16 protein-coding genes are annotated in these 22,009 nt (G+C 45.0%); 3 read left to right on the top strand and 13 right to left on the bottom strand.

The annotated features are described in order from the left end of the window. Positions 1-95: 95 nt before the first annotated feature. The 12 genes from MHI33_RS04295 to MHI33_RS04240 form a co-directional block, all read right to left on the bottom strand. Entirely contained in the window at positions 96-1,394 is a 1,299-nt protein-coding gene (locus tag MHI33_RS04295) for a citrate:proton symporter (RefSeq protein WP_111913146.1), read from the bottom strand. Positions 1,395-1,585: 191 nt separating this feature from the next. After that, positions 1,586-2,566, bottom strand: a complete 981-nt coding sequence (locus MHI33_RS04290) for a tripartite tricarboxylate transporter substrate-binding protein (RefSeq protein WP_113768268.1) — start codon at positions 2,564-2,566, stop codon at positions 1,586-1,588. A gap of 3 nt (positions 2,567-2,569) precedes the next feature. Beyond that, complete coding sequence (locus MHI33_RS04285) at positions 2,570-3,268, bottom strand: response regulator (RefSeq protein WP_268508608.1); 699 nt, start codon at positions 3,266-3,268, stop codon at positions 2,570-2,572. A 3-nt stretch (positions 3,269-3,271) separates the two neighbouring features. Continuing rightward, positions 3,272-4,867 (bottom strand): sensor histidine kinase, encoded by a 1,596-nt coding sequence (locus tag MHI33_RS04280; protein ID WP_340913775.1) that lies wholly within the window; start codon positions 4,865-4,867, stop codon positions 3,272-3,274. A gap of 142 nt (positions 4,868-5,009) precedes the next feature. After that, positions 5,010-5,480 (bottom strand): exosporium glycoprotein BclB-related protein, encoded by a 471-nt coding sequence (locus MHI33_RS04275; protein ID WP_254117667.1) that lies wholly within the window; start codon positions 5,478-5,480, stop codon positions 5,010-5,012. Between the two features lie 280 nt (positions 5,481-5,760). Beyond that, positions 5,761-10,326, bottom strand: a complete 4,566-nt coding sequence (locus MHI33_RS04270) for a beta strand repeat-containing protein (RefSeq protein WP_340909395.1) — start codon at positions 10,324-10,326, stop codon at positions 5,761-5,763. A gap of 112 nt (positions 10,327-10,438) precedes the next feature. Then, positions 10,439-11,524: a bifunctional diaminohydroxyphosphoribosylaminopyrimidine deaminase/5-amino-6-(5-phosphoribosylamino)uracil reductase RibD gene (ribD, locus tag MHI33_RS04265; RefSeq protein ID WP_217012825.1), complete on the bottom strand. Its 1,086-nt coding sequence runs from the start codon at positions 11,522-11,524 to the stop codon at positions 10,439-10,441. 276 nt (positions 11,525-11,800) lie between these two features. After that, positions 11,801-13,558, bottom strand: coding sequence for a WD40 repeat domain-containing protein (locus MHI33_RS04260; protein ID WP_268508600.1), 1,758 nt, complete (start codon positions 13,556-13,558; stop codon positions 11,801-11,803). A gap of 4 nt (positions 13,559-13,562) precedes the next feature. After that, complete coding sequence (locus tag MHI33_RS04255) at positions 13,563-14,366, bottom strand: formylglycine-generating enzyme family protein (protein ID WP_340909389.1); 804 nt, start codon at positions 14,364-14,366, stop codon at positions 13,563-13,565. 33 nt (positions 14,367-14,399) lie between these two features. Next, positions 14,400-15,125 carry a GTP cyclohydrolase II gene (locus MHI33_RS04250; protein WP_012009236.1) on the bottom strand — a complete coding sequence of 242 codons (726 nt, stop codon included), beginning with the start codon at positions 15,123-15,125 and terminating at the stop codon, positions 14,400-14,402. A gap of 278 nt (positions 15,126-15,403) precedes the next feature. Next, on the bottom strand, positions 15,404-16,060 hold the full coding sequence (locus tag MHI33_RS04245; protein WP_113768261.1) for a class I SAM-dependent methyltransferase: 657 nt from the start codon (positions 16,058-16,060) through the stop codon (positions 15,404-15,406). Between the two features lie 949 nt (positions 16,061-17,009). Further along, positions 17,010-17,357 carry a general stress protein gene (locus MHI33_RS04240; protein ID WP_340909382.1) on the bottom strand — a complete coding sequence of 116 codons (348 nt, stop codon included), beginning with the start codon at positions 17,355-17,357 and terminating at the stop codon, positions 17,010-17,012. Between the two features lie 220 nt (positions 17,358-17,577). Here MHI33_RS04240 and MHI33_RS04235 point away from each other — a divergent pair, with 220 nt between their 5' ends. After that, positions 17,578-17,967, top strand: a complete 390-nt coding sequence (locus tag MHI33_RS04235; RefSeq protein ID WP_003214189.1) for a YfmB family protein — start codon at positions 17,578-17,580, stop codon at positions 17,965-17,967. 108 nt (positions 17,968-18,075) lie between these two features. After that, on the top strand, positions 18,076-19,080 hold the full coding sequence (locus tag MHI33_RS04230; RefSeq protein WP_044141253.1) for an NADP-dependent oxidoreductase: 1,005 nt from the start codon (positions 18,076-18,078) through the stop codon (positions 19,078-19,080). 35 nt (positions 19,081-19,115) lie between these two features. On the opposite strand, the gene MHI33_RS04225 is transcribed toward MHI33_RS04230, so the two are convergent. Next, a complete protein-coding gene (locus MHI33_RS04225; RefSeq protein WP_065098097.1) occupies positions 19,116-20,258 on the bottom strand; it encodes a DEAD/DEAH box helicase in 1,143 nt (380 codons plus the stop codon). Positions 20,259-20,410: 152 nt separating this feature from the next. Between MHI33_RS04225 and MHI33_RS04220 the strand changes: the two genes are divergently transcribed. Continuing rightward, complete coding sequence (locus tag MHI33_RS04220; protein WP_044141251.1) at positions 20,411-21,964, top strand: ABC-F family ATP-binding cassette domain-containing protein; 1,554 nt, start codon at positions 20,411-20,413, stop codon at positions 21,962-21,964. The last annotated feature ends 45 nt before the right edge of the window (positions 21,965-22,009 follow it).

Here is a 22,009-nt window from a genome sequence, read left to right as displayed (position 1 = left end):
TTATTTCGGATCACAACGATCCATTTTCAAACTTGAAGGTGTTTTTTATTTGTCTCATCTTATGGGGTCAGTCCCGGTAGCAGACACTCTTTTATTTACCAAATGGAAATGGCCCCAATGAGTACCGACATGACCGTCATGGCGACAACTGCAAGCACAGCCCATTTCATGCCAAACTTCTGATGCTGATCCAGTGATACCCCAACAAGTCCAACAAGTAAATGAGTGGATGGAACAAGTGGGCTTAACATATGAATCGGCTGGCCAATAATAGAGGCTCTCGCGATTTCAATTTTATCAACACCGTATGCTGCCGCTGTTTCTGATAGGATCGGCAGGACCCCATAAAAGTATGCATCATTCGGCATAAAGAACGTAAATATTCCGCTCGTTAACGCAACAATGACTGGAATAAAGCCGCCAAGCTGCTCTGGAATGGCAGATACAATCGAAATCGCCATTTCATCGACCATTTTTGTGCCTGTTAAGATGCCTGTAAAAACCCCTGCCGCAAATATCATGGAAGCAATCGCTAAAACGTTGGTTGAATGAGCCGCAATCCGCTCACGCTGCTGTTCAAGGTTCGGATAGTTCACGATAATCGCCACACAGAATGCAAGAACAAATAATACCGTTAAGCTGACTTTTCCAGACACGAGAAGGAGCACCAATAACAACGTAAGCGACAGGTTAAACCACCAAAGTTTCGGTCGCTTGATGTCATCCTGTAGTGCCGCTGCCATTTCATTTGCATGAATCGGCTGTTCGAGCTCAATGACACCAAGACGCTTTCTTTCAGACTTCCCAAGAAAGTATGCCACCACAATCATGCTCAAAACCCCTGCACCAATGACTGGAATCATCGGACCAAATAAAAGTGATGGATCAACGCCAAGTGCACTCGCCGCTCTAGGTGTGGCTCCTCCCCATGGAATCGTATTCATAATCCCCATGCCAACTCCGGCAATCCCCGCTAAAATAATCGGCCGGATGCCAAGCAGCGTAAATAATGGAAGCATCGCTGTTGTTGTAATCATGTACGTTGTTGTCCCATCACCATCAAGTGCAACAAGCATGGTCAGGACAGCTGTTCCGACGACAATTTTTAATGGATCGCCTTTGACAATGTTTAAAATTTTCGCCACCATCGGATCAAATAAACCCGCATCAATCATAATACCAAAGTACAAAATCGCAAACATGATCATGACCGCTGTCGGTGCAACTTGCTGCACACCTTTGACAATCATGTCTGAAATTTCAGTAAAATGAAAACCTGCAATAAGAGCAAAAGCAATTGGTGTTAATACCAATGCCGTTAAAACAGACATACGTTTCGTCATAATCAAAACCATAAATACAACCATCATAAGAAATCCTAAGATTGCTAGCACTTTGTTCACCCCTTATGTTGTATACGCTTTCATTAAATGTTGGTATCCCATTTCCAACCCTTTCTGTCATGATATCTGACGCCTGAATTGAAGTAAATATTATGAATTTTAATTCTTTTTCGGTCGATAAATGCTTTTTGTTCATTTTGTTCAAACCTTGGTTTTGATGGATTCCATGAAAAAAAGCGATCTCATTCGACCGCTTGTTCCCCTTGGATAAACTGCTCATATCGCCTTAATTGCTCTTCCATAAAGATCTTTGCCTCTTTACTGTTCATATAGCGACCTGTCCAGCCCTTTTGCTTTAATTGTTTTTTCCAGGACTTAGTCTGTGTCATTTTTTGAAGAAGCTGATCCCATTCACGAATCTCGTGCTGATTCATTTGCTTGGGTCCCATGACACCACGCCAATGAGAAAAGATGAGCGGGATTCCTTGCTCTTTCCAAGTAGGCACATCTTCAAATCCCTCTAAACGCTGATTGGTTGTGGTCGCTATGAGTTTTAGCCTCTTCTTTTCATAATCATGACGAACCTCTGTAATCGTTGTTGTTGCGGCATCCACCTCATGGTCAATGAGCGCCTGAAATAAATCATCTGCACTGTCAAATTTCAAAAATTGAATGCGGTATGGATCAATTCCTGCCATTTCTGCCGCTCGTGCGAATGAGATTTGATCATCATTTCCAAAGTCTGGGGCAAATCCAATTTTTAAGGAATCCGGTTTCTTCTTTAGTGTGTTTAATAGCTCCTTCCCATTTGAAAAGGGAGAATCCACTGGGACTGCGACGACCTGCCACTCTTCCGCAAGAATCGCAAGTGGCGTGACATCGTTCATTGTCATGTTACTGCTGCCAAGCAAATTACGGCTTAACAATAAACTTGAATTCAAACTAATATAGTTGGTATCTCGCTCCAGCATATATGTCCATCCTTTATCCACCGTTCCGCCTCTTTGATAAAGGATATTCACCGGCCGCTTCACCAGCTTTTCCTTCTCAAGCACTGATTTCATCACTTGAGCTGTTTGGTCAAATCCACCGTCAGGGACACCAGACACCACGATATATAATGGGCTGTGCTGCAGGAAAGAGTCACCTCCCTTTTTTTCATTAAAGGTGAGCGTCATACAAAGACATATTATGATCACGACAAGGCATATTGCTTTTTTCATCTTTTAAGACTCCGCTTGCTTTTTGGCAGGATAATATTTTCGCTCTGGTCTGCCAATGATTCCGTACGCAAGCTCTGCACGGCATTCTCCTGTTGTCACGAGATACTCAACATACCGTCTCGCTGTTGTTCGTGATGCCCCCATCTTTTCTCCTAGTTCTTCTGCTGTAATTCCATTATTCTCTGATGCCATCAATGTTTTCACCTTGTCCAAAGTCAGCGAATTGATGCCTGTAGGCAGGTCTCTATCATCCTTTTCCTTCGGCTCTTCTTGCATCTGTCCAAAAAACAAATCAATCATCGTTTGATTGACTTCATCCTTGGAATTGATGATGTCTTTCTTCTCTTTATATTCGGTTAAAACTTGTGCAAACTTTTGTGCGGTCACTGGTTTGATTAAATAATGAACCACTCCGTATTGAAGGGCATTTCTTAAAAGTGTCGTTTCCGTAGCCGCAGTGATAATAATCACATCTATTTCTGGATAGCGTTCTCTTAAAAGCGGCAACAGGTTTGTGCCGAGCTCATCGGGCATATACACATCAAGCAAGATGAGGTCGACTTGTTCCTTTTGAAGCGCATCCCACATATCCTTTGCACTCTTTGCCTTTCCGGCGACTTGAAATCCTTCTATTTGTTGTATATAAGATGCATGAATGGCTGCGATTCGAAAATCATCCTCCGCAATGAGTACCTTCATCACAATCTATTCCCCCTTTGTGCCTTTCGGTATATATGCAGTGAAGATGGCACCGCCTTCTTTTTGGTTCGTCACTTCAATCCAGCCCCCAAGTTCGTCCAATACTTCTTTCACATTAGCTAGTCCATAGCCTCGCCCTTCTCCCTTTGACGAATGACCCCTTGTGAAAATGTGTGACAATTCCTTATCATTGATGCCATCACCTGAATCAGAAACTTCTATAATAATATCAAATCCAATATCTGTGATAAACAGACCTACTTCTCGCTTCTCTTTATTTAATACGGCCTCAAAGGCATTGTCTACGAGATTGCCAATGATGGTGATAAAGTGAGATAAACTTAAATGAGCGGGAAGCGGCTCCAATGAACTATTTTCATCAATCTGGAAATGAACCTTTTTCTCAGATGCCTTTCCTAATTTCCCTAGTAAAATAGCTTGAATTTTAGGAGATCGAATTTGCTTCATGAGTAAATCATGCTGACGATTTTGCAGCGTATATTCTTCCTTAATTAAGTCGATCGCTTCATCCACTTGTTTCAGCTCAAGCAAGCCTAAAATGGCGTACAGCTTATTTGAAAACTCATGTGTTTGCGCTCTAAGGTCTTCTGAATATTGGCTTACCTCTGTTAATGTATCCAGCAGCTTCGTCAGCTCTGTTTTCTCCCTGAAACTCACAATTCCGCCGAACACTCTATTGTCCTGCTTAACTTTTTTCACGTTTAACACAAAGGTTTTATTATTGACGACTATTTCTATGTTAGGCTCAATCGTCTCTACCGTTAAATAGGATAGAAGATTAGCATTTGGCAAGACTTGGTCAATATGAAGGGGTCGCTTTGAAGAAACGCGCAGCATGTGTTCAGCTGACGTATTCATCATCGTCATCGCACCTTTGCGGTCAAACGCAATAATCCCCTCTTTAATAGCGAGCAGCATCGCTTCTCTTTCTCGGTATAATGATGCAATCTCATGTGGTTCAAGCCCCAATGTATCTTTTCGAATACTCCTTGTTAAAAAAATCGCTCCGAATAGGCCAGGCAAGAGCACAAGAAGGGCAATATAACTCAACTTGAATAGTTGATGAGCTGTCGCTTGGTCAATTTCTCTTTTTAAAAATTCGACAGTAACTGTCCCAATAATTTCTTCATGCTGTCCTGTTTCTTTCATAATCGGCGCACTGCCTCTGACAACGGTTTCACCGTCAGAATCACCAGTCGATATGGAGGTTCCTCCAAACAACAAAGTACTCCTTCCTTCCGATACACTGATGGTTTTACCTACATCCTCATGATTCGTATGAAAAAGGACCTTTCCTTTTTGATTGGTGATGAAGATAGCATGTCCTCTTACTTGCTCCTTCATTTGCTCAAGTACTGCCTGTTCTTCATTTTTCGATGCAGATGTGGCCACCGATGTTTTAATGGGCGGCATATATGAGATTGTTCTAGCGGTTTGCACCGCCAGTTGTTCTGCTTGCCGCTGCCTTTCTGAGGTCTGCAAAAAACCAAAACAAATGGTCAATAATGCAATGACAACTAGCAAAAGCCCGATAATTAATCCAAATATTTTCGTTTGTAAAGTGACTTTCCTTTTGCCCATCCTCACCGCCACAGCCCCTAATTCAAGTAGATTCATCGAATAGACTCTAAGAAAATCATATCATTTTTTCTCACTAAGGTAAGAGAAAATTCATTCAAAACAAAAAAGAATGACTCATGATTGAGTCATCCCAATGTGTTTATTACGTGATTGATAAACCAGCACTCGCATAGCCTGCTACGGTATTCACTAATGATAGACCTGTAGCTGTTGCAGAGTAGACAACGAGCAGTCTTGTTTGCGGTGTGACTGGTACATTAAGACCAGTCGCAATACCGTTTGCAATAGCACCCAGTGTTAAAACTCCGGTTAAAGCTGGGGCTAATGTGACACTCGCTACTTGTGTGAAACTGTTATTTGGTGTCGGAGAAGCGAATAGACTAGCTGTTACGGTAATACTCGTGCCGACTAAAGAAAGAGCTGCTGTTGTACTGAAATAGCCGGCAAATGACGTGATCGTTCCAGCTCTCGGAACTGAGAACGCCATGTTGAGTAAAGTGCCTGCAGCACCTGTTAAATCAATAACACCGCCTAAAATACTAACACCTGTCGCTGAGTTACCAAATCCGACCAAGCTGGATGTTCCAACAAGACCGCCTGCAACTGTCGTCAAGACAGCTGGTGCACCTGAAGCAAACGGAATGATCGCACTCGATCCTGTCGCACCTGTGACGCCAGTTGTACCTGTTAAACCTGTGGCGCCGGTTACTCCCGTCGCTCCCGTTGCTCCGGTGACGCCAGTTGTACCTGTTAAACCTGTGGCGCCGGTTACTCCCGTCGCTCCCGTTGCTCGGTGACGCCAGTTGTACCTGTTAAACCTGTGGCGCCGGTTACTCCCGTCGCTCCCGTTGCTCCGGTGACGCCAGTTGTACCTGTTAAACCTGTGGCGCCGGTTACTCCCGTCGCTCCCCCGTTGCTCCGGTGACGCCAGTTGTACCTGTTAAACCTGTGGCGCCGGTTACTCCTGTCGCTCCCGTTGCTCCGGTGACGCCAGTTGTACCTGTTAAACCTGTGGCGCCGGTTACTCCTGTCACACCCGTTGCTCCAGTAACGCCGGTCGCTCCTGCGGCTGCTAATAACGTATAATCTGGTGACGTATCCGGTGTGCCTGTTGGCGGTGCCGTATTGACAAGATACGTTCCTCCTTCATATGTCACCACTTGCCCTACTGGATACGTTGGGGCTACCGCTGGATCAAACTCTGTGACTCCGTCTAAGCCTACTCCCGTTGCTCCGGTGACGCCGGTGGAACCCGTTGCTCCTGTCACACCCGTTGCTCCGGTGACGCCAGTTGTACCTGTTAAACCTGTGGCGCCGGTTACTCCTGTCACACCCGTTGCTCCAGTAACGCCGGTCGCTCCTGCGGCTGCTAATAACGTATAATCTGGTGACGTTTCCGGTGTGCCTGTTGGCGGTGCCGTATTGACAAGATACGTTCCTCCTTCATATGTCACCACTTGCCCTACTGGATACGTTGGGGCTACCGCTGGATCAAACTCTGTGACTCCGTCTAAGCCTACTCCCGTTGCTCCGGTGACGCCGGTGGAACCCGTTGCTCCAGTAACGCCGGTCGCTCCTGCGGCTGCTAATAACGTATAATCTGGTGACGTTTCCGGTGTGCCTGTTGGCGGTGCCGTATTGACGAGATACGTTCCTCCTTCATATGTCACCACTTGGCCTACTGGATACGTTGGGGCTACCGCTGGATCAAACTCTGTGACTCCGTCTAAGCCTACTCCCGTTGCTCCGGTGACGCCGGTGGAACCCGTTGCTCCTGTCACACCCGTTGCTCCAGTAACGCCGGTCGCTCCTGCAGCTGCTAATAATGTATAATCTGGTGACGTATCCGGTGTGCCTGTTGGCGGTGCCGTATTGACAAGATACGTTCCTCCTTCATATGTCACCACTTGCCCTACTGGATACGTTGGGGCTACCGCTGGATCAAACTCTGTGACTCCGTCTAAGCCTACTCCCGTTGCTCCGGTGACGCCGGTGGAACCCGTTGCTCCTGTCACACCCGTTGCTCCAGTAACGCCGGTCGCTCCTGCAGCTGCTAATAATGTATAATCTGGTGACGTATCCGGTGTGCCTGTTGGCGGTGCCGTATTGACAAGATACGTTCCTCCTTCATATGTCACCACTTGCCCTACTGGATACGTTGGGGCTACCGCTGGATCAAACTCTGTGACTCCGTCTAAGCCTACTCCCGTTGCTCCGGTGACGCCGGTGGAACCCGTTGCTCCTGTCACACCCGTTGCTCCAGTAACGCCGGTCGCTCCTGCGGCTGCTAATAACGTATAATCTGGTGACGTATCCGGTGTGCCTGTTGGCGGTGCCGTATTGACGAGATACGTTCCTCCTTCATATGTCACCACTTGGCCTACTGGATACGTTGGGGCTACCGCTGGATCAAACTCTGTGACTCCGTCTAAGCCTACTCCCGTTGCTCCGGTGACGCCGGTGGAACCCGTTGCTCCTGTCACACCCGTTGCTCCAGTAACGCCGGTCGCTCCTGCAGCTGCTAATAACGTATAATCTGGTGACGTTTCCGGTGTGCCTGTTGGCGGTGCCGTATTGACGAGATACGTTCCTCCTTCATATGTCACCACTTGGCCTACTGGATACGTTGGGGCTACCGCTGGATTAAACTCTGTGACTCCGTCTAAGCCTACTCCCGTTGCTCCGGTGACGCCAGTTGCACCGATTGTGCCAGTTTCTCCTGTTGCCCCTGTTGCTCCGGTCGTGCCAGTTTCTCCTGTTGCCCCTGTTGCTCCGGTCGTGCCAGTTTCTCCTGTTGCCCCTGTTGCTCCGGTCGCACCAGTTTCTCCTGTTGCCCCTGTTGCTCCGGTCGTGCCAGTTTCTCCTGTTGCCCCTGTTGCTCCGGTCGCACCAGTTTCTCCTGTTGCCCCTGTTGCTCCTTTCGTGCCAGTTTCTCCTGTTGCCCCTGTTGCTCCGGTCGTGCCAGTTTCTCCTGTTACCCCTGTTGCTCCGGTCGCACCAGTTTCTCCTGTTGCCCCTGTTGCTCCGGTCGTGCCAGTTTCTCCTGTTGCCCCTGTTGCTCCGGTCGCACCAGTTTCTCCTGTTGCCCCTGTTGCTCCGGTCGTGCCAGTTTCTCCTGTTGCCCCTGTTGCTCCGGTCGTGCCAGTTTCTCCTGTTGCCCCTGTTGCTCCGGTCGCACCAGTTTCTCCTGTTGCCCCTGTTGCTCCGGTCGTGCCAGTTTCTCCTGTTGCTCCGGTCGTGCCAGTTTCTCCTGTTACCCCTGTTGCTCCGGTCGTGCCAGTTTCTCCTGTTGCCCCTGTTGCTCCGGTCGTGCCAGTTTCTCCTGTTGCCCCTGTTGCTCCGGTCGCACCAGTTTCTCCTGTTGCTCCTGTTGCTCCGGTCGTGCCAGTTTCTCCTGTTACCCCTGTTGCTCCGGTCGCACCAGTTTCTCCTGTTGCCCCTGTTGCTCCGGTCGTGCCAGTTTCTCCTGTTGCCCCTGTTGCTCCGGTCGCACCAGTTTCTCCTGTTGCCCCTGTTGCTCCGGTCGCACCAGTTTCTCCTGTTGCCCCTGTTGCTCCGGTCGTGCCAGTTTCTCCTGTTGCCCCTGTTGCTCCGGTCGCACCAGTTTCTCCTGTTGCCCCTGTTGCTCCGGTCGTGCCAGTTTCTCCTGTTGCCCCTGTTGCTCCGGTCGCACCAGTTTCTCCTGTTGCCCCTGTTGCTCCGGTCGTGCCAGTTTCTCCTGTTGCCCCTGTTGCTCCGGTCGTGCCAGTTTCTCCTGTTGCCCCTGTTGCTCCGGTCGCACCAGTTTCTCCTGTTGCTCCTGTTGCTCCGGTCGTGCCAGTTTCTCCTGTTGAACCGATTTCTCCCGTTGCTCCGGTGACGCCACTTGCACCAGTTGCGCCAGTTTCTCCCGTTGCCCCTGTTGTACCCGTTCCAGTTGCTCCCGTAACGCCGGTCGCTCCTGCGGCTGCTAATAACGTATAATCTGGTGACGTATCCGGTGTGCTTGTTGGCGGTGCCATGTTGACGAGATACGTTCCTCCTTCATATGTCACCACTTGGCCTACTGGATACGTAGGGGCTACCGCTGGATCAAACACTGCGACTCCGTTTAAGCCGACTCCTGTCGCTCCTGTAACGCCAGTGGACCCCATTTCTCCTGTTGCACCCGTGACCCCCGTCGCTCCGGTAAGGCCGGTGGAACCCATTTCTCCTGTTGCACCCGTCGTTCCTGCGGCTGCTAATAATGTGTAATCCGGTGACGTATCTGGTGTGCCCGTTGGCGGTGCCGTGTTGACGAGATACGTTCCTCCTTCATATGTCACCACTTGGCCTACTGGATACGTTGGGGCTACCGCTGGATCAAACACTGCGACTCCGTTTAAGCCGACTCCTGTCGCTCCTGTAACGCCAGTGGACCCCATTTCTCCTGTTGCACCCGTGACCCCCGTCGCTCCGGTAAGGCCGGTGGAACCCATTTCTCCTGTTGCACCCGTCGTTCCTGCGGCTGCTAATAATGTGTAATCCGGTGACGTATCTGGTGTGCCCGTTGGCGGTGCCGTGTTGACGAGATACGTTCCTCCTTCATATGTCACCACTTGGCCTACTGGATACGTTGGGGCTACCGCTGGATCAAACACTGCGACTCCGTTTAAGCCGACTCCTGTCGCTCCTGTAACGCCAGTGGACCCCATTTCTCCTGTTGCACCCGTGACCCCCGTCGCTCCGGTAAGGCCGGTGGAACCCATTTCTCCTGTTGCACCCGTCGTTCCTGCGGCTGCTAATAATGTGTAATCCGGTGACGTATCTGGTGTGCCCGTTGGCGGTGCCGTGTTGACAAGATACGTTGCTGTTGGCAGTCCCGTATTGACGAGAGAGGTTCCTCTTTCATACGTCACCATTTGACCTGTTGGATACGTCACCACTTGGCCTACTGGATACGTTGGAGCCACTGCTGGATCGAATGGAACAACACCGGTTAAACCTAGACCCGTAGCTCCCGTAATACCTGTTGCTCCAGTTTCACCAGCAGCTGCTAACAATGTATAATCTGGTGACGTACCTGGCGTACCTGTTGGCGGCGCTGAATTCACCACATACGTACTGCCATCATATGTCACCACTTGACCTACTGGATACGCCGGGGCTACCGCTCGATCAAATGCTACAATCCCCGTTAACCCTACGCCTGTTGGACCGATTGGACCTGCCGGGCCTGCTGGACCCTCTGGGCCTACTGCACCCGCCGGACCTGCTGGGCCTCTTCTTCCTCTCCCACCTGGCGGACCTTGAATCACACAAACACAAGGATCTTTTCCGCAGCAAGGATTTTTCACTGGTTTCCCTGGCTTCCCTGGTCTTTCCTTCTTACAACTATCACATTCCCAGTCATCCTGAAACGCATCATACCAGCTTCCTTTTTGGTAGTGGTCTGTCGAATGAGTTGGATATGTCTTTCCGCATTGTCTACATCTTCTCATAGAATCACCCCCATCCATCGTATTCATCGTTCCATGGAAAAGTGTATGTACACTTTTATTTTTATTAAAAAATATTAAAAAGACCTTGCGCTCGATGCACAAGGCCTTCTATTTATTGAAATTTCATTGTGATTTTGACATCTTTTCCTACCATACTATATTCAACATCTGCTGGACGGATCGCCTCTTTTAGTTTTTTCACCCCATCTCCTTCAAAAAAAGTAGGTGCCTGTTTTCCACCGATTAATAAAGGTGCCGTATAAATGACGGCTTCATTGACGAGTGATTCTTCTAAAAAGGAAGCACTCACATTCCCTCCTGCTTCAACAAGAACTGACATGACAGAACGTTCCTTCAGCATTCGTAACACGTCGTGAATATCTGTTCGCTGCTCTCCGCTTGTGACATAGACTTGATGTCCTTTTTCTACAAGCTGTTCATATTTTTTCTGATCATACATGTGCGAGGTGCAAATAATGGTTTCCGCCCTACGATCTGTTAAACATTTCGCCTGAAGCGGAATCCTTAATGTTGAATCTAAAATGACACGAATGGGCTGAGTGATGAATGAATCCTTCACAATTAAACCCGCATCATCTTGAATAATCGTTTCGACACCTGTTATCACAGCATCTGCTTCTTGACGCAATTGCTGCACTTCTTTTCTCGCTTCTGTTCCTGTGATCCATTTGCTTTCAAGATGAGTTGTGGCAATTTTCCCATCTAATGAAATGGCGGATTTTAAGATGACGTAGGGAAGGTCTGATTGAATGAAATGAAAAAAAGGCACATTTAAGCGGTCCGCCTCCTGTTTACATATTCCTTCATCTACTTCGATCCCAGCTTGTTTCAACATGGTCATTCCCTTGCCTGCTACAAGCGGATTCGGATCTTGCGTCGCAATGACTACTCGTTTCACACCACTTTTGATAATCGCTTCTGTGCAAGGACCCGTTTTCCCATGATGCGAACAAGGTTCAAGCGTTACATACAGATGAGCTCCTTCTGCCTTTTCTCCTGCCATGTGCAGTGCATGAATTTCAGCATGAGGTTCGCCCGCCTTCATATGAGCACCCATTCCAACAATTTCACCTTGCTGTACAATGACTGCACCGACAAGCGGGTTTGGGGAGGTTTGCCCTTTCATTGCCTTTGCGTTGGCAATCGCCAGTTTCATATAAAACACATCGTCTTTCATGTGAGTCTCCTTTCTTCTCTTTCAAGGGAAAGAACTCCTTCAGGAAATGAAGGAGTTCTATTCTCATATTTTTTCCATCCGTTTCTTTTCAGATCGATCATAGTAAGGCAAGGAATAAAAAAGTTTATATGATGCTCGTTGTTTACAAAAACAGCATTTGCGACATTCATATTTATTAATGAGGAGCACATGCGGACAATTGAGTACAGTCAGGCCTTTTTTCATATGTTCCTTGCAAACACTTATCATGAGAATCCCCCGCTTACATTCTTTTTCTTAATGAGAGATTACTTCTTTTGGAAATTGTTCAAATAAGCGCAGTACTTCGGTATACGTGCCATCTTCTCGAATATGATAAATCCCACCATCATACGAGCTTGCGTATACATCATTGCCTAATTGTCTGATGGCACTAATTCCATTCTTGGCAATTCTAATTGGGCCGGTATTGACCCCAAGCTCTGGATTCCACACAACGATATAGCCCCAATAATCTCCGCTCACAATATAGCCAGAGTCTGTGACAGAGACCGATTTAATCGAATACTGGTGTTCATTATGCTGGTCTAAAATTCTTCCTGTATGCAAATCAAACAATCTCACATTCTTGTCACGGCTGACAATGGCAATACGGTCTCTTTTGCTATCAATGAACACGTCATTTAACAGCTCTGTCGCCCCGATATATTTCGCTTTTAAAGACAAGCTCTTCTTATCTAAAAGACAGATGGTTCCTTCTACCGCAGCTGTGATAATATGATCTCCTTCTACTTTTAATGCTTTCACAGCACAATCGTGTGCTTTGGAACGGCCCATTTCCTTTAAATGCTCTGTCGAAATGACATGTACATAACCGCCGTAAGTTCCAATATAGAATTGCCGGCCCTCCTCGTGGAAATACACACTGTTGACCGGCCCTGTATTGAGATCAAACGAAACCATTTGCTTTAATGATTCATGAACAATATGCACCTGACTTGCATGATCTCCCCACGCATAATAGCTTCCATCTCGTGCGACAGCCACTCCATTTGTTAAGACGCCTGTCGATTTAGCAATTTCAATCCCATTCTTTCTGAATTTTCCGTCATCTGATGCTGTGATGATATCTCCCGCATCAGTTAGCGCAATATCATTAATTGATGGTGTCGCCATTTCGATCTCATCTGATACAACTTTCCCCTGTTCAATAGACCATTCACAATACGTTTTTCCAAAGCTGGCTCCTAGGATGGCTTTCTCATCCTCCGTCCAGACAAGCGAGCGCTCCCACTGATATTTATGAGGCAACAGCGTATCGACTAAATCCCCTGTTTCATAATTCCACAGCTTAATTAAATGGTCATAGCCTGCTGTTAGTAAGTAATTGCCGCTTGGAGAAAAGTTCACACGCTTGACGCCCTGTAAATGAGCTTTGATGATTTTTTTCTCCTGTAACGTCACCGCATCATAAATAATAACGGTGCCATCGTCTCTGCCAAGTGCGAACACTTCTTTTTGATTGCTGCCGCTGATTGTGTCCAGCTCATAATCAAACGGACCGATTTCCCCTACAATTTCTCCTGTATCATACAGCCATACAAGAACGTAGCCATCATCACCTGTTGTATAAGCTTTATCGCCGTGTATCCATACAGCCAATACATCCTTGCTATGTCCATGAAACTCTCTTAGGATGGCTCCTGTTTCGATATCCCAGACTAAGCATCTTCTATCTCTGGACACCGATACAAGCAACGTATCCTGCTTCGCAAAAGCAACGGCTTCTACATCATCCGCATGACCAAACAAGGTGCGAATTCGAGTATGTGTGCCTGTATCATACAATTGAATGGTGTAGTCTGACGAAGCACTGGCTAAGTACTTTCCGTTTTCAGAAAGAGATAAAGAGTTAATGATATGCTCGTGACTTCCAATAAACGTTCCTTCTCCTGTCGCCCGGTTCCACTGATAAATACAGCGGTCATAGCCGCCAGTGTAAACAATTTGGTCCTGCTGAGTTGATAAAACAGATGTAATTGGTCCTCTATGCATAGTTTTACACTCCCACCTTTATGTGTTGTTTTTGACGAGTCATTACACGAAAGCCAGTAAATCGAAAAACAGGGTCTGGATGCTTCCCGTGTCTTCTGGCAACTCTGCATAAATCTCCGCCTCTTGCAAAGGAGCCGCCTTTTAAAATGTAGTAATCACTGCCAAGCGTTTCCGTTAAATCATCTACGACCTCAATGCCGCCTTCGTACACATGATATTTGGTGTTGACCCATTCCTCGACGTTGCCTCCCATATCATAAAGACCGAATAAGGATCTGCCCTTTTCGTAATGGCGAACAGGCGTCGTTTTTTCGATATTTGATTCGTACGTATTACAGTAAGAAGGGTCGAACTCGTCTCCCCATGGGTATTGATTTCTCGTGTTACCCCGGGCAGCATATTCCCATTCTTCTTCAGTAGGAATCGACACGTCTATCCCGAGTTTCCCGCTCAGCCACTGACAGAATGAGAAGGCTTCCTCGATCTCCATGCCCCACGCCGGATGATCTTTCCCGCCGCCTAGTTCTTGATTTGTTAAGCTCTCCGGGTACGACTGGCCTGTTTCATCACAATAGCTTTGATACCATTCATTGGTGACGACCGTATCTGAAATGAAAAATTCATTGATATACGACTGATAGGATGGAAATTCTTTATACAGCCATTTTTGAAATTTTTTCTCACGGCCGTAAGTTGGATTGAGAAGCTTGTCCTTCCAGAATTCTGATGCCTTTTTCATATCTTCTTCATTACTTCCGATTGTTGCATAGCCGCTTGGGATTTGCATCCAATTGATTTCAGGTTTCACGCTTTTCTCCCGCCTTCTTTAAAGTAAACTCATCTACTGATTAATTAATTTTTTCTCATCGACCATATGTCCTGAGGCTGCTTTTGCTTTTAAATAGGCTTCATTATAGAGAGAGGCTTCGACCGTATGATCAAACCGTAAAACAGGAAGACCATAAGCAGCAATGGAATCGACTTTATCTGGATTGTTCGTTAGGAGATGCATTGGTTTCCCTTTGTTTAAATAGTGCAGAACAGCCGCTGCCTCCTCGTAATGCCGGTCATCATCTCCGCAGCCAATCAGACGGTTGGCTTCAAATGTATCCAGCTGCATTTCCTGTAATTTATACGTCAATGCTTTCGCCATCAGCCCAATTGACCGCCCTTCTTGATTGGCCATATAGACGAGCATGCCTTTTCCGTAATCAGTGATTTTTTTCAGCGATAACGCAAGCTGTGGACCGCAGTCACATTTCAGTGACCCAAACACATCCCCTGTTTGGCAGACACTATGAATTCGCACAAGCGGCGGCATTTCATTTTCAAAGTCGCCAAATAAGAGACAAGAGGAAAAGGTTTGCTGCGCGGTACTCATTTTGACAATAGATTCGATCGTTGGTTTTGTCTCCCCTTCAACAGGTGCGAAGGCATACCATTTAAATGGCACTTCTTCATGTTGAATGGAAATCGGAAGGTTCACTGGCCCCACGAGCAAATAGTTTTTTTCTTGAAAGGTAAAATGATGAATCATTGATTGTAATTCATCTACAAACTTGTTCATTTGTCTCCCCCCTATTCATCGCTGCACCCAAATCGACTCAGGTAGCGCAGTGATGGTGATGAATATGTGTCTGCACTCATGGCTTAAAAGAACATAGATGTGCGTTTCCTCTCATCGTTCAGACCTTAATTCCACCTATTCTAGCGATATGTCAATCTAGGTCTTTTCCAGTACAAAGGAGCAGAATTCTTGGTTCATAACGCCTTTCCCTTACATGATGCGCACATACTGTTTCTTAGAATGAACACCTCTGCTACGTTTGAGTGTTCACCTTTGTACTAGATTTTGACGGCAATGACATGATGCTGGCTAATGCCGGCTTTTGCTTTTAATGGTGTAATCGATACAAGCTCCAGACCTGATGAACAAATTCTTTCTCCAAGCTGAGAGTCTGAAAACGAAAAGTGGAAACGGCCATCCTCTCCGATTAATCCTGTTCTCCACTCTTCTCCCCATACAACAAGTGAGAAGACGCCGCCTTCATGAAGCAAAGAGGAAACCTGTTTTAAATAACGCTCATGATCATCAGGGTGCTGGTGATGAAAGCAGCCATGATCTAAAATTAAATCAAACTGCATCCCTCGACCCTGGCCCATCGACCAGGACATAAAATCTTGATGAACAAAATGGACAGGAACCGTTTCTCTTTTCTGTAATCCTTCCCACTCCTCATGCTCATACAGGTCGATGCCGACATATGCGGAAAGTCCGCTTAAATGTTCCAGCGCCCGGCCGTTCCCGCATCCGATATCGAGCACAGCAGCAAGTGCATTCTTTTCCCTTGAACGCCATGCCTTTAATGACATCACAGCTGCATCTGTTAAGGATGGATCAGTAGACCACATATCTGTTCTTTTCTCATAATGTTCTTGAAATGCCATACGCATTTTTTCTAGATACAATCCACTGTCTTCATGGTACAAAGCTTTTTTCATCACAGGACCTCCTTCTATTAAAATTGATTTTTCGGGCAAAGGTCATTTTCAAGCAAAACACCTTATGTTAAAATGAAAGATGGATTTTTTAGGAAATCTATTTTCTGAAAAAGGAGAGAAGCATCCCACATGTTCACTCTTCTTTTTCAGCATGCATCCTCATATGCAGGCATTTGACAGCTACATCGCATCAGCTTGTTATCTCTTTTTTTCATATGAGTTCACCTCCTTCACCGTTCGATCAACTCACTGCCTTTATTGAAAACGCTTTCTCTTCTGTACAGGAATACGACGTCTTTTGAATATCTCTTGCAAAGTGATCATAGTAGAAAGATCATCTACTGTTTAAATCGACTATCATTTCTTCTTCATGTAAAAAACCATTTTCTTATGTTTTAGTAGAAATTTCACGAGTGCTTTTACCTTGGTTTTATGCCACCACCTATCACTAGAGTGTGCCTAGAATAAACCCATCAGAAATTTAACAACTACTTCCATAACAACTGGAATAAGCCAAATATATTGTTTTTAGATTATTTTGTCAACAAATTATTTCCTAAAAATTAAAATGAATTTTCTAATTGAAAATACAGGTATTTTTCGTGGTTTTTTGACCTCAAAACACTTATTTCTACATGAAAACACAACATAAACCAATAGAACTAAGAAATTTATCTACTAAATTACACAAGATTCCCATTACATTTTGAAACAAAATTGAAAGATACAATAATTATTTCCCGAATAGATTTTTGTGATATTTTGACTATTCTTTTCTCATTTCCTATCATTTTCTTTGGTATATCTGCATTTTCAATTAGATGATTTACTGTTTATTCCAATCTGCTGTTTTTTCTTAATATAGTAAAAAAGATGCATCCTCTCCTTCAGAGATGAAGGCATGAAAAAAAGCCCCTTACGAAAGTAAGAGACTTTTTTTAGTTGGCGTTTATGCCCAAGTTTTCACTTTTTCATGGTCTGTCACAAAGAGAAGGACTTTCCCTTCGTCTAAATGTTCTTCAAATGTTTCAGCTTCTTCTTTAGAGAAACCAATTTCATGGATTTTATTTCGGAGCTCATCACCCTTTTTACTAAAGATGTTTCCAACAGCATGTTTCAGTCCAACTTCTCTTGGACCTATCGTATTGGCATCTGCATTTTCAGCAATACGCTCTGTACGATCATCGTCATGGGACAGAACATAAATGTCCTCTCTTGCAACACCGAGTGATTTTAATTGCTCTACATCTTTTTGAAGTGTTTCATCATTTGAATACTCTCTTACAACAGGTTTCATTTTATATTCCTCCTTTAGCGTCTTACGAATCTTTTACCCGTCACTTTTATCATTAAACCTTCCTTGAGCACATCCATTTTACATTGTGTACTAGCCATGCCTATTGACTTATTTTTGACAAAATCCTGTAAAAATGACTAAATTTTCTGAAATATTGTGTTCATCCCTGCTGTTTTATTGTACAATTCTTGTACTGGAGGCTAGAAATGAGGTAGAGCTGATGTATTACTTTTCAGCGGAACAGCAGTTTAATGCTTGGGTTGTCAGTGATTTGGTGAAACAGCTTTTTCAAAAGTGGAATCCTGAAGAAGCAAAAGCAAAGCCGCTTACATTGTTTGCTGAACAGCACTTTCGCATCTCCATTGATTATCTCTTTTCCATCATTATCAATATTGGAGATATCGAGTCGATTGAACAAGATCCACAAGACCTGTTGTCCTCATACTTGAATATCCTTTTTCCTTTTGTGACGCGCGATATGATGAAAGCCTCTATGCAAAATGCGAACGAATATTTATTAAAAGAACGTGATGCGGACGTGTATCAGCTGTTTGGCTGTCTGCCACCGCTCCTCTCTGTTGACTTCCAAAAAAGTAGTCCTCATCTATGAGATGGCGGCTGCTTTTTTGTATGTGTTTCAAATAGACCGTATGTTTTGAATGAAAAGAAGCAACATGTTAATGTAAATCTAGGCTGCAAGTGAAAGGGAGGATTTGACATGAGTCAACAAAAGCAAATTCAATTAGCCAAACGTCCACAAGGATTACCTACAAAAGATGTTTTTCATTTTGAAACAGTCGATATACCTGTGCCGCAAGATGGTGAAGTCTTGATTCAAACAAAATATGTTTCTGTAGATCCTTATATGAGAGGACGAATGCAGGATACAAAATCCTATACACCTCCATTCAAGCTAAATGAAGTGATTCAGGGCGGTGTTGTCGGAGAAGTTGTCGAGTCTAAATCGCCTCAATTTGAAAAAGGTGATTTTGTTCTTGGATTCCTTGGCTGGCAAGAATATTCCACGGCCAAAGCTGAATCTCTCACTAAAATTGATCCATCTATTGCGCCATTGTCCTATTATTTAGGCATTTTGGGCATGCCGGGACAAACCGCTTATTTCGGACTTCTTGCGATTGGTCAGCCAAAAGAAGGCGAGACCGTTGTCATTTCTGGGGCCGCAGGTGCTGTTGGTTCCGTTGTTGGGCAAATTGCTAAGATCAAAGGCGCTCACGTCGTTGGGATTGCGGGATCTGATGATAAGCTGGCTTATTTAAAAGAACTGGGCTTTGATGAAACGATTAATTATAAAACAACAAATGACTTAGATGATGCCATTGCAAAGGCGTGCCCTAACGGCGTCGATGTGTATTTTGACAATGTAGGCGGCGAAATTTCTGATGCTGTGATGAATCATTTAAACCGCTTTGCACGTATTCCAGTGTGCGGCGCGATTTCGTCTTATAACATTAGCGCAAGCGAGGACATCGGACCGCGTGTGCAAACAAAACTCATTAAAACAAGCGCATTGATGCAAGGCTTCATTGTTGCCAACTATTCAGATCGTTTTGAAGAAGCAGCAAGAGATCTCGCACAATGGGTAAAAGAAGACAAACTGACGTATAAAGAAACAATCGTTGAAGGCTTTGACAACATTCCTGATGCATTCATCGGATTATTCAAAGGTGAAAATGTCGGAAAACAGCTAGTCAAAATTTCATAAAAAGAAAGGACCCTCCATGTGGATGGGTCCTTTTTCTATGCTTGCTTTGGCGCAAGATGTAGCTGGCCTTGCTTATAAACAATTTCCTGAAGCGAAAGATTTAGCTTTTTCGCCATTTTTTTAAGCATAGAATGCTCTTGAGGTGTGACAAGACTGATGACAGCCCCTTCTTTTCCTGCGCGACCGGTTCTGCCTGAACGGTGGATATAGCCTTCTTCGTTTGGCAGGTCGGCATGGATCACGTACGGCAGATCGTCAATATCGATGCCTCTTGCTGCGATATCCGTTGCAAGAAGAAGTGGGAATTCACGCTGTTCAAATTCCTTTAAGATGATAGCACGCTCTGCTTTTTTCGCTTCACTATGAAGGACACCAAGGTCGACATGGTGATACGCTAATTTCTCTGCATAAATACTTAGATTCGTAATATCACGCACAAAGACGAGCGCATGCATGTCCTCAAGCCGTGATAGTTTTTGCAGAAGTTTTACTTTGTCTCGCTGGTCACATAATAGATAATAGTGTCCTACTTTCTGCGCTTCTTCCTCACTTCTGGCAATTTTCAATACTTCTGGTTCAGTTGTCATTTCTTTAATCAGTTGAACCGTTTCGTCTTTCAGTGTCGCAGAAAAACAAAGGATTTGTCTTTCTTTTAATGTGGATTTAATGATCGCTTGGATCGTTTTCATATGCTCTGGCACAAGAAGCTGATCTGCTTCATCTAGCACGATCGTTTTGACTTCGTGCATTTTCAGTTTCTTGATTTTGATTAATTCTTGTACACGGCCAGGTGTTGCGACAACGATGTTCGGGTGTTTCTTTAGTTTTTCCTGCTGCTTTTTGATGTTCGCTCCACCAATCAAGGAGACCGCTTTGATGTCTGATCCTTGTTTGAACGCTTGCACGACATCAAAAATTTGCATCACAAGCTCTCTTGAAGGTGCCAAGATTAAGACTTGCGGGTGCTTGATATCCACATCGATTTTATTTAAAAGCGGCAGCACATACGCCAGTGTCTTCCCCGTTCCTGTAGGCGATTCTGCAATCACATCACGCTTCTCCGTAATCCATTCTGCTGTTTTTTCTTGTATAGCTGTTGGTTTTTCGAAGCCAGCCGCTTGGAAGTTCTCTTGAATAAATGGCTTTGCTTCTTTTAAAAATGCCCAATTTTCTATCATGTCGATCTCCTTTATCCTCATTCAATCTATCCTTTAGTATCTCAAAATCAGCTTTGAAACGCAATTTTTCTTTTGATGCTTTTATCAAGCCGGACAGTTCGATATAATCATGAGAGGCACTAGCCGTTTTGAATCTATTTGAGGTGTAAAAAATGATATTATCTGTTAAAGATTTAAGCCATGGCTTTGGCGACAGAGCCATTTTTCACGAAGTCTCCTTCCGTTTATTAAAAGGCGAGCATGTCGGCTTAATTGGCGCCAACGGTGAAGGAAAGTCAACGTTTATGAATATTATTACTGGCAAGCTGGAGCCAGATGCAGGAAAAGTGGAATGGGCGAAAAATGTCCGTGTCGGCTACCTTGATCAGCACACTGTGCTAGAAAAGGGCAGAACGATCCGCGAAGTGCTTCAGGATGCATTCCACTATTTATTTTCCATGGAAGCAGCGATGAATGACATTTACGGCAAAATGGGTGAAGCCGATCCTGATGAGCTGGAAAAGCTGTTAGAGGAAGTGGGCGTCATTCAAGATGCGCTCACAAACAATGATTTCTATATCATTGATTCCAAGGTTGAAGAAATAGCGAGAGGTCTTGGGTTAACCGATCTTGGACTGGACCGTGATGTGACGGAGCTGAGCGGCGGGCAGCGTACAAAAGTATTGCTTGCGAAATTGCTGTTAGAGAAGCCAGAAATTCTCCTTCTCGATGAGCCGACCAACTATTTAGATGAGCAGCATATTGAGTGGCTGAAGCGCTATTTACAGGAATATGAAAATGCGTTTATCCTCATTTCACATGATATTCCGTTTTTAAATAGCGTCATTAACTTGATCTATCATGTTGAAAATCAAGAGCTCACGCGCTATGTTGGTGATTATGATCAATTTAAACAAGTGTACGAAGTCAAAAAGCAGCAGCTTGAAGCAGCTTATAAAAGGCAGCAGCAGGAAGTGGCTGAATTAAAGGATTTTGTGGCAAGAAACAAAGCGCGTGTCAGCACAAGAAATATGGCCATGTCCCGTCAGAAGAAACTGGATAAGATGGATATGATTGAACTCGCAGCAGAAAAGCCAAAGCCTGAATTCCACTTTAAGACGGCACGGACTTCCGGGAAATTGATTTTTGAAACAAAAGATTTGGTCATTGGTTATGATGAACCGCTCTCTCGTCCATTGAATCTGAAAATGGAACGCGGGCAAAAAATTGCGCTATACGGCGCTAACGGGATCGGAAAAACGACATTGCTGCGAAGTCTCCTTGGAGAAATCTCGCCAATTTCGGGTGAGGTGGAACGCGGAGAATTCCTTCATATTGGCTACTTTGAGCAAGAAGTAAAAGAGCAAAACAGCAACACCTGTATTGAAGAAGTATGGGGCACCTTCCCTTCTTACACGCAATATGAAGTGAGAGCTGCTCTTGCAAAATGCGGATTAACGACAAAACATATTGAAAGCCGCGTGTCTGTTTTAAGCGGTGGAGAAAAAGCAAAGGTCCGTCTTTGTAAGCTGATCAATGAAGAAACCAACCTACTTGTTCTCGATGAGCCGACCAATCACTTGGATGTCGATGCCAAAGAAGAACTAAAACGTGCATTAAAAGAATACAAAGGGAGCGTCTTATTGATCTCTCACGAACCTGAATTTTATCAAGATGTAGCAACTGAAACTTGGAATTGCGAGTCTTGGACGACAAAAGTATTATAGGCTTCAAATTGTTGACAAAGGGCTAAAATGATCTTTATTTTAGCC

The organism is Bacillus sp. FSL K6-2971, assembly GCF_038006405.1.
Taxonomy (GTDB): domain Bacteria; phylum Bacillota; class Bacilli; order Bacillales; family Bacillaceae; genus Bacillus; species Bacillus pumilus.
Note: the sequence above shows the minus strand (reverse complement) of the source record. Positions and strands in the feature narration are given on the sequence as shown.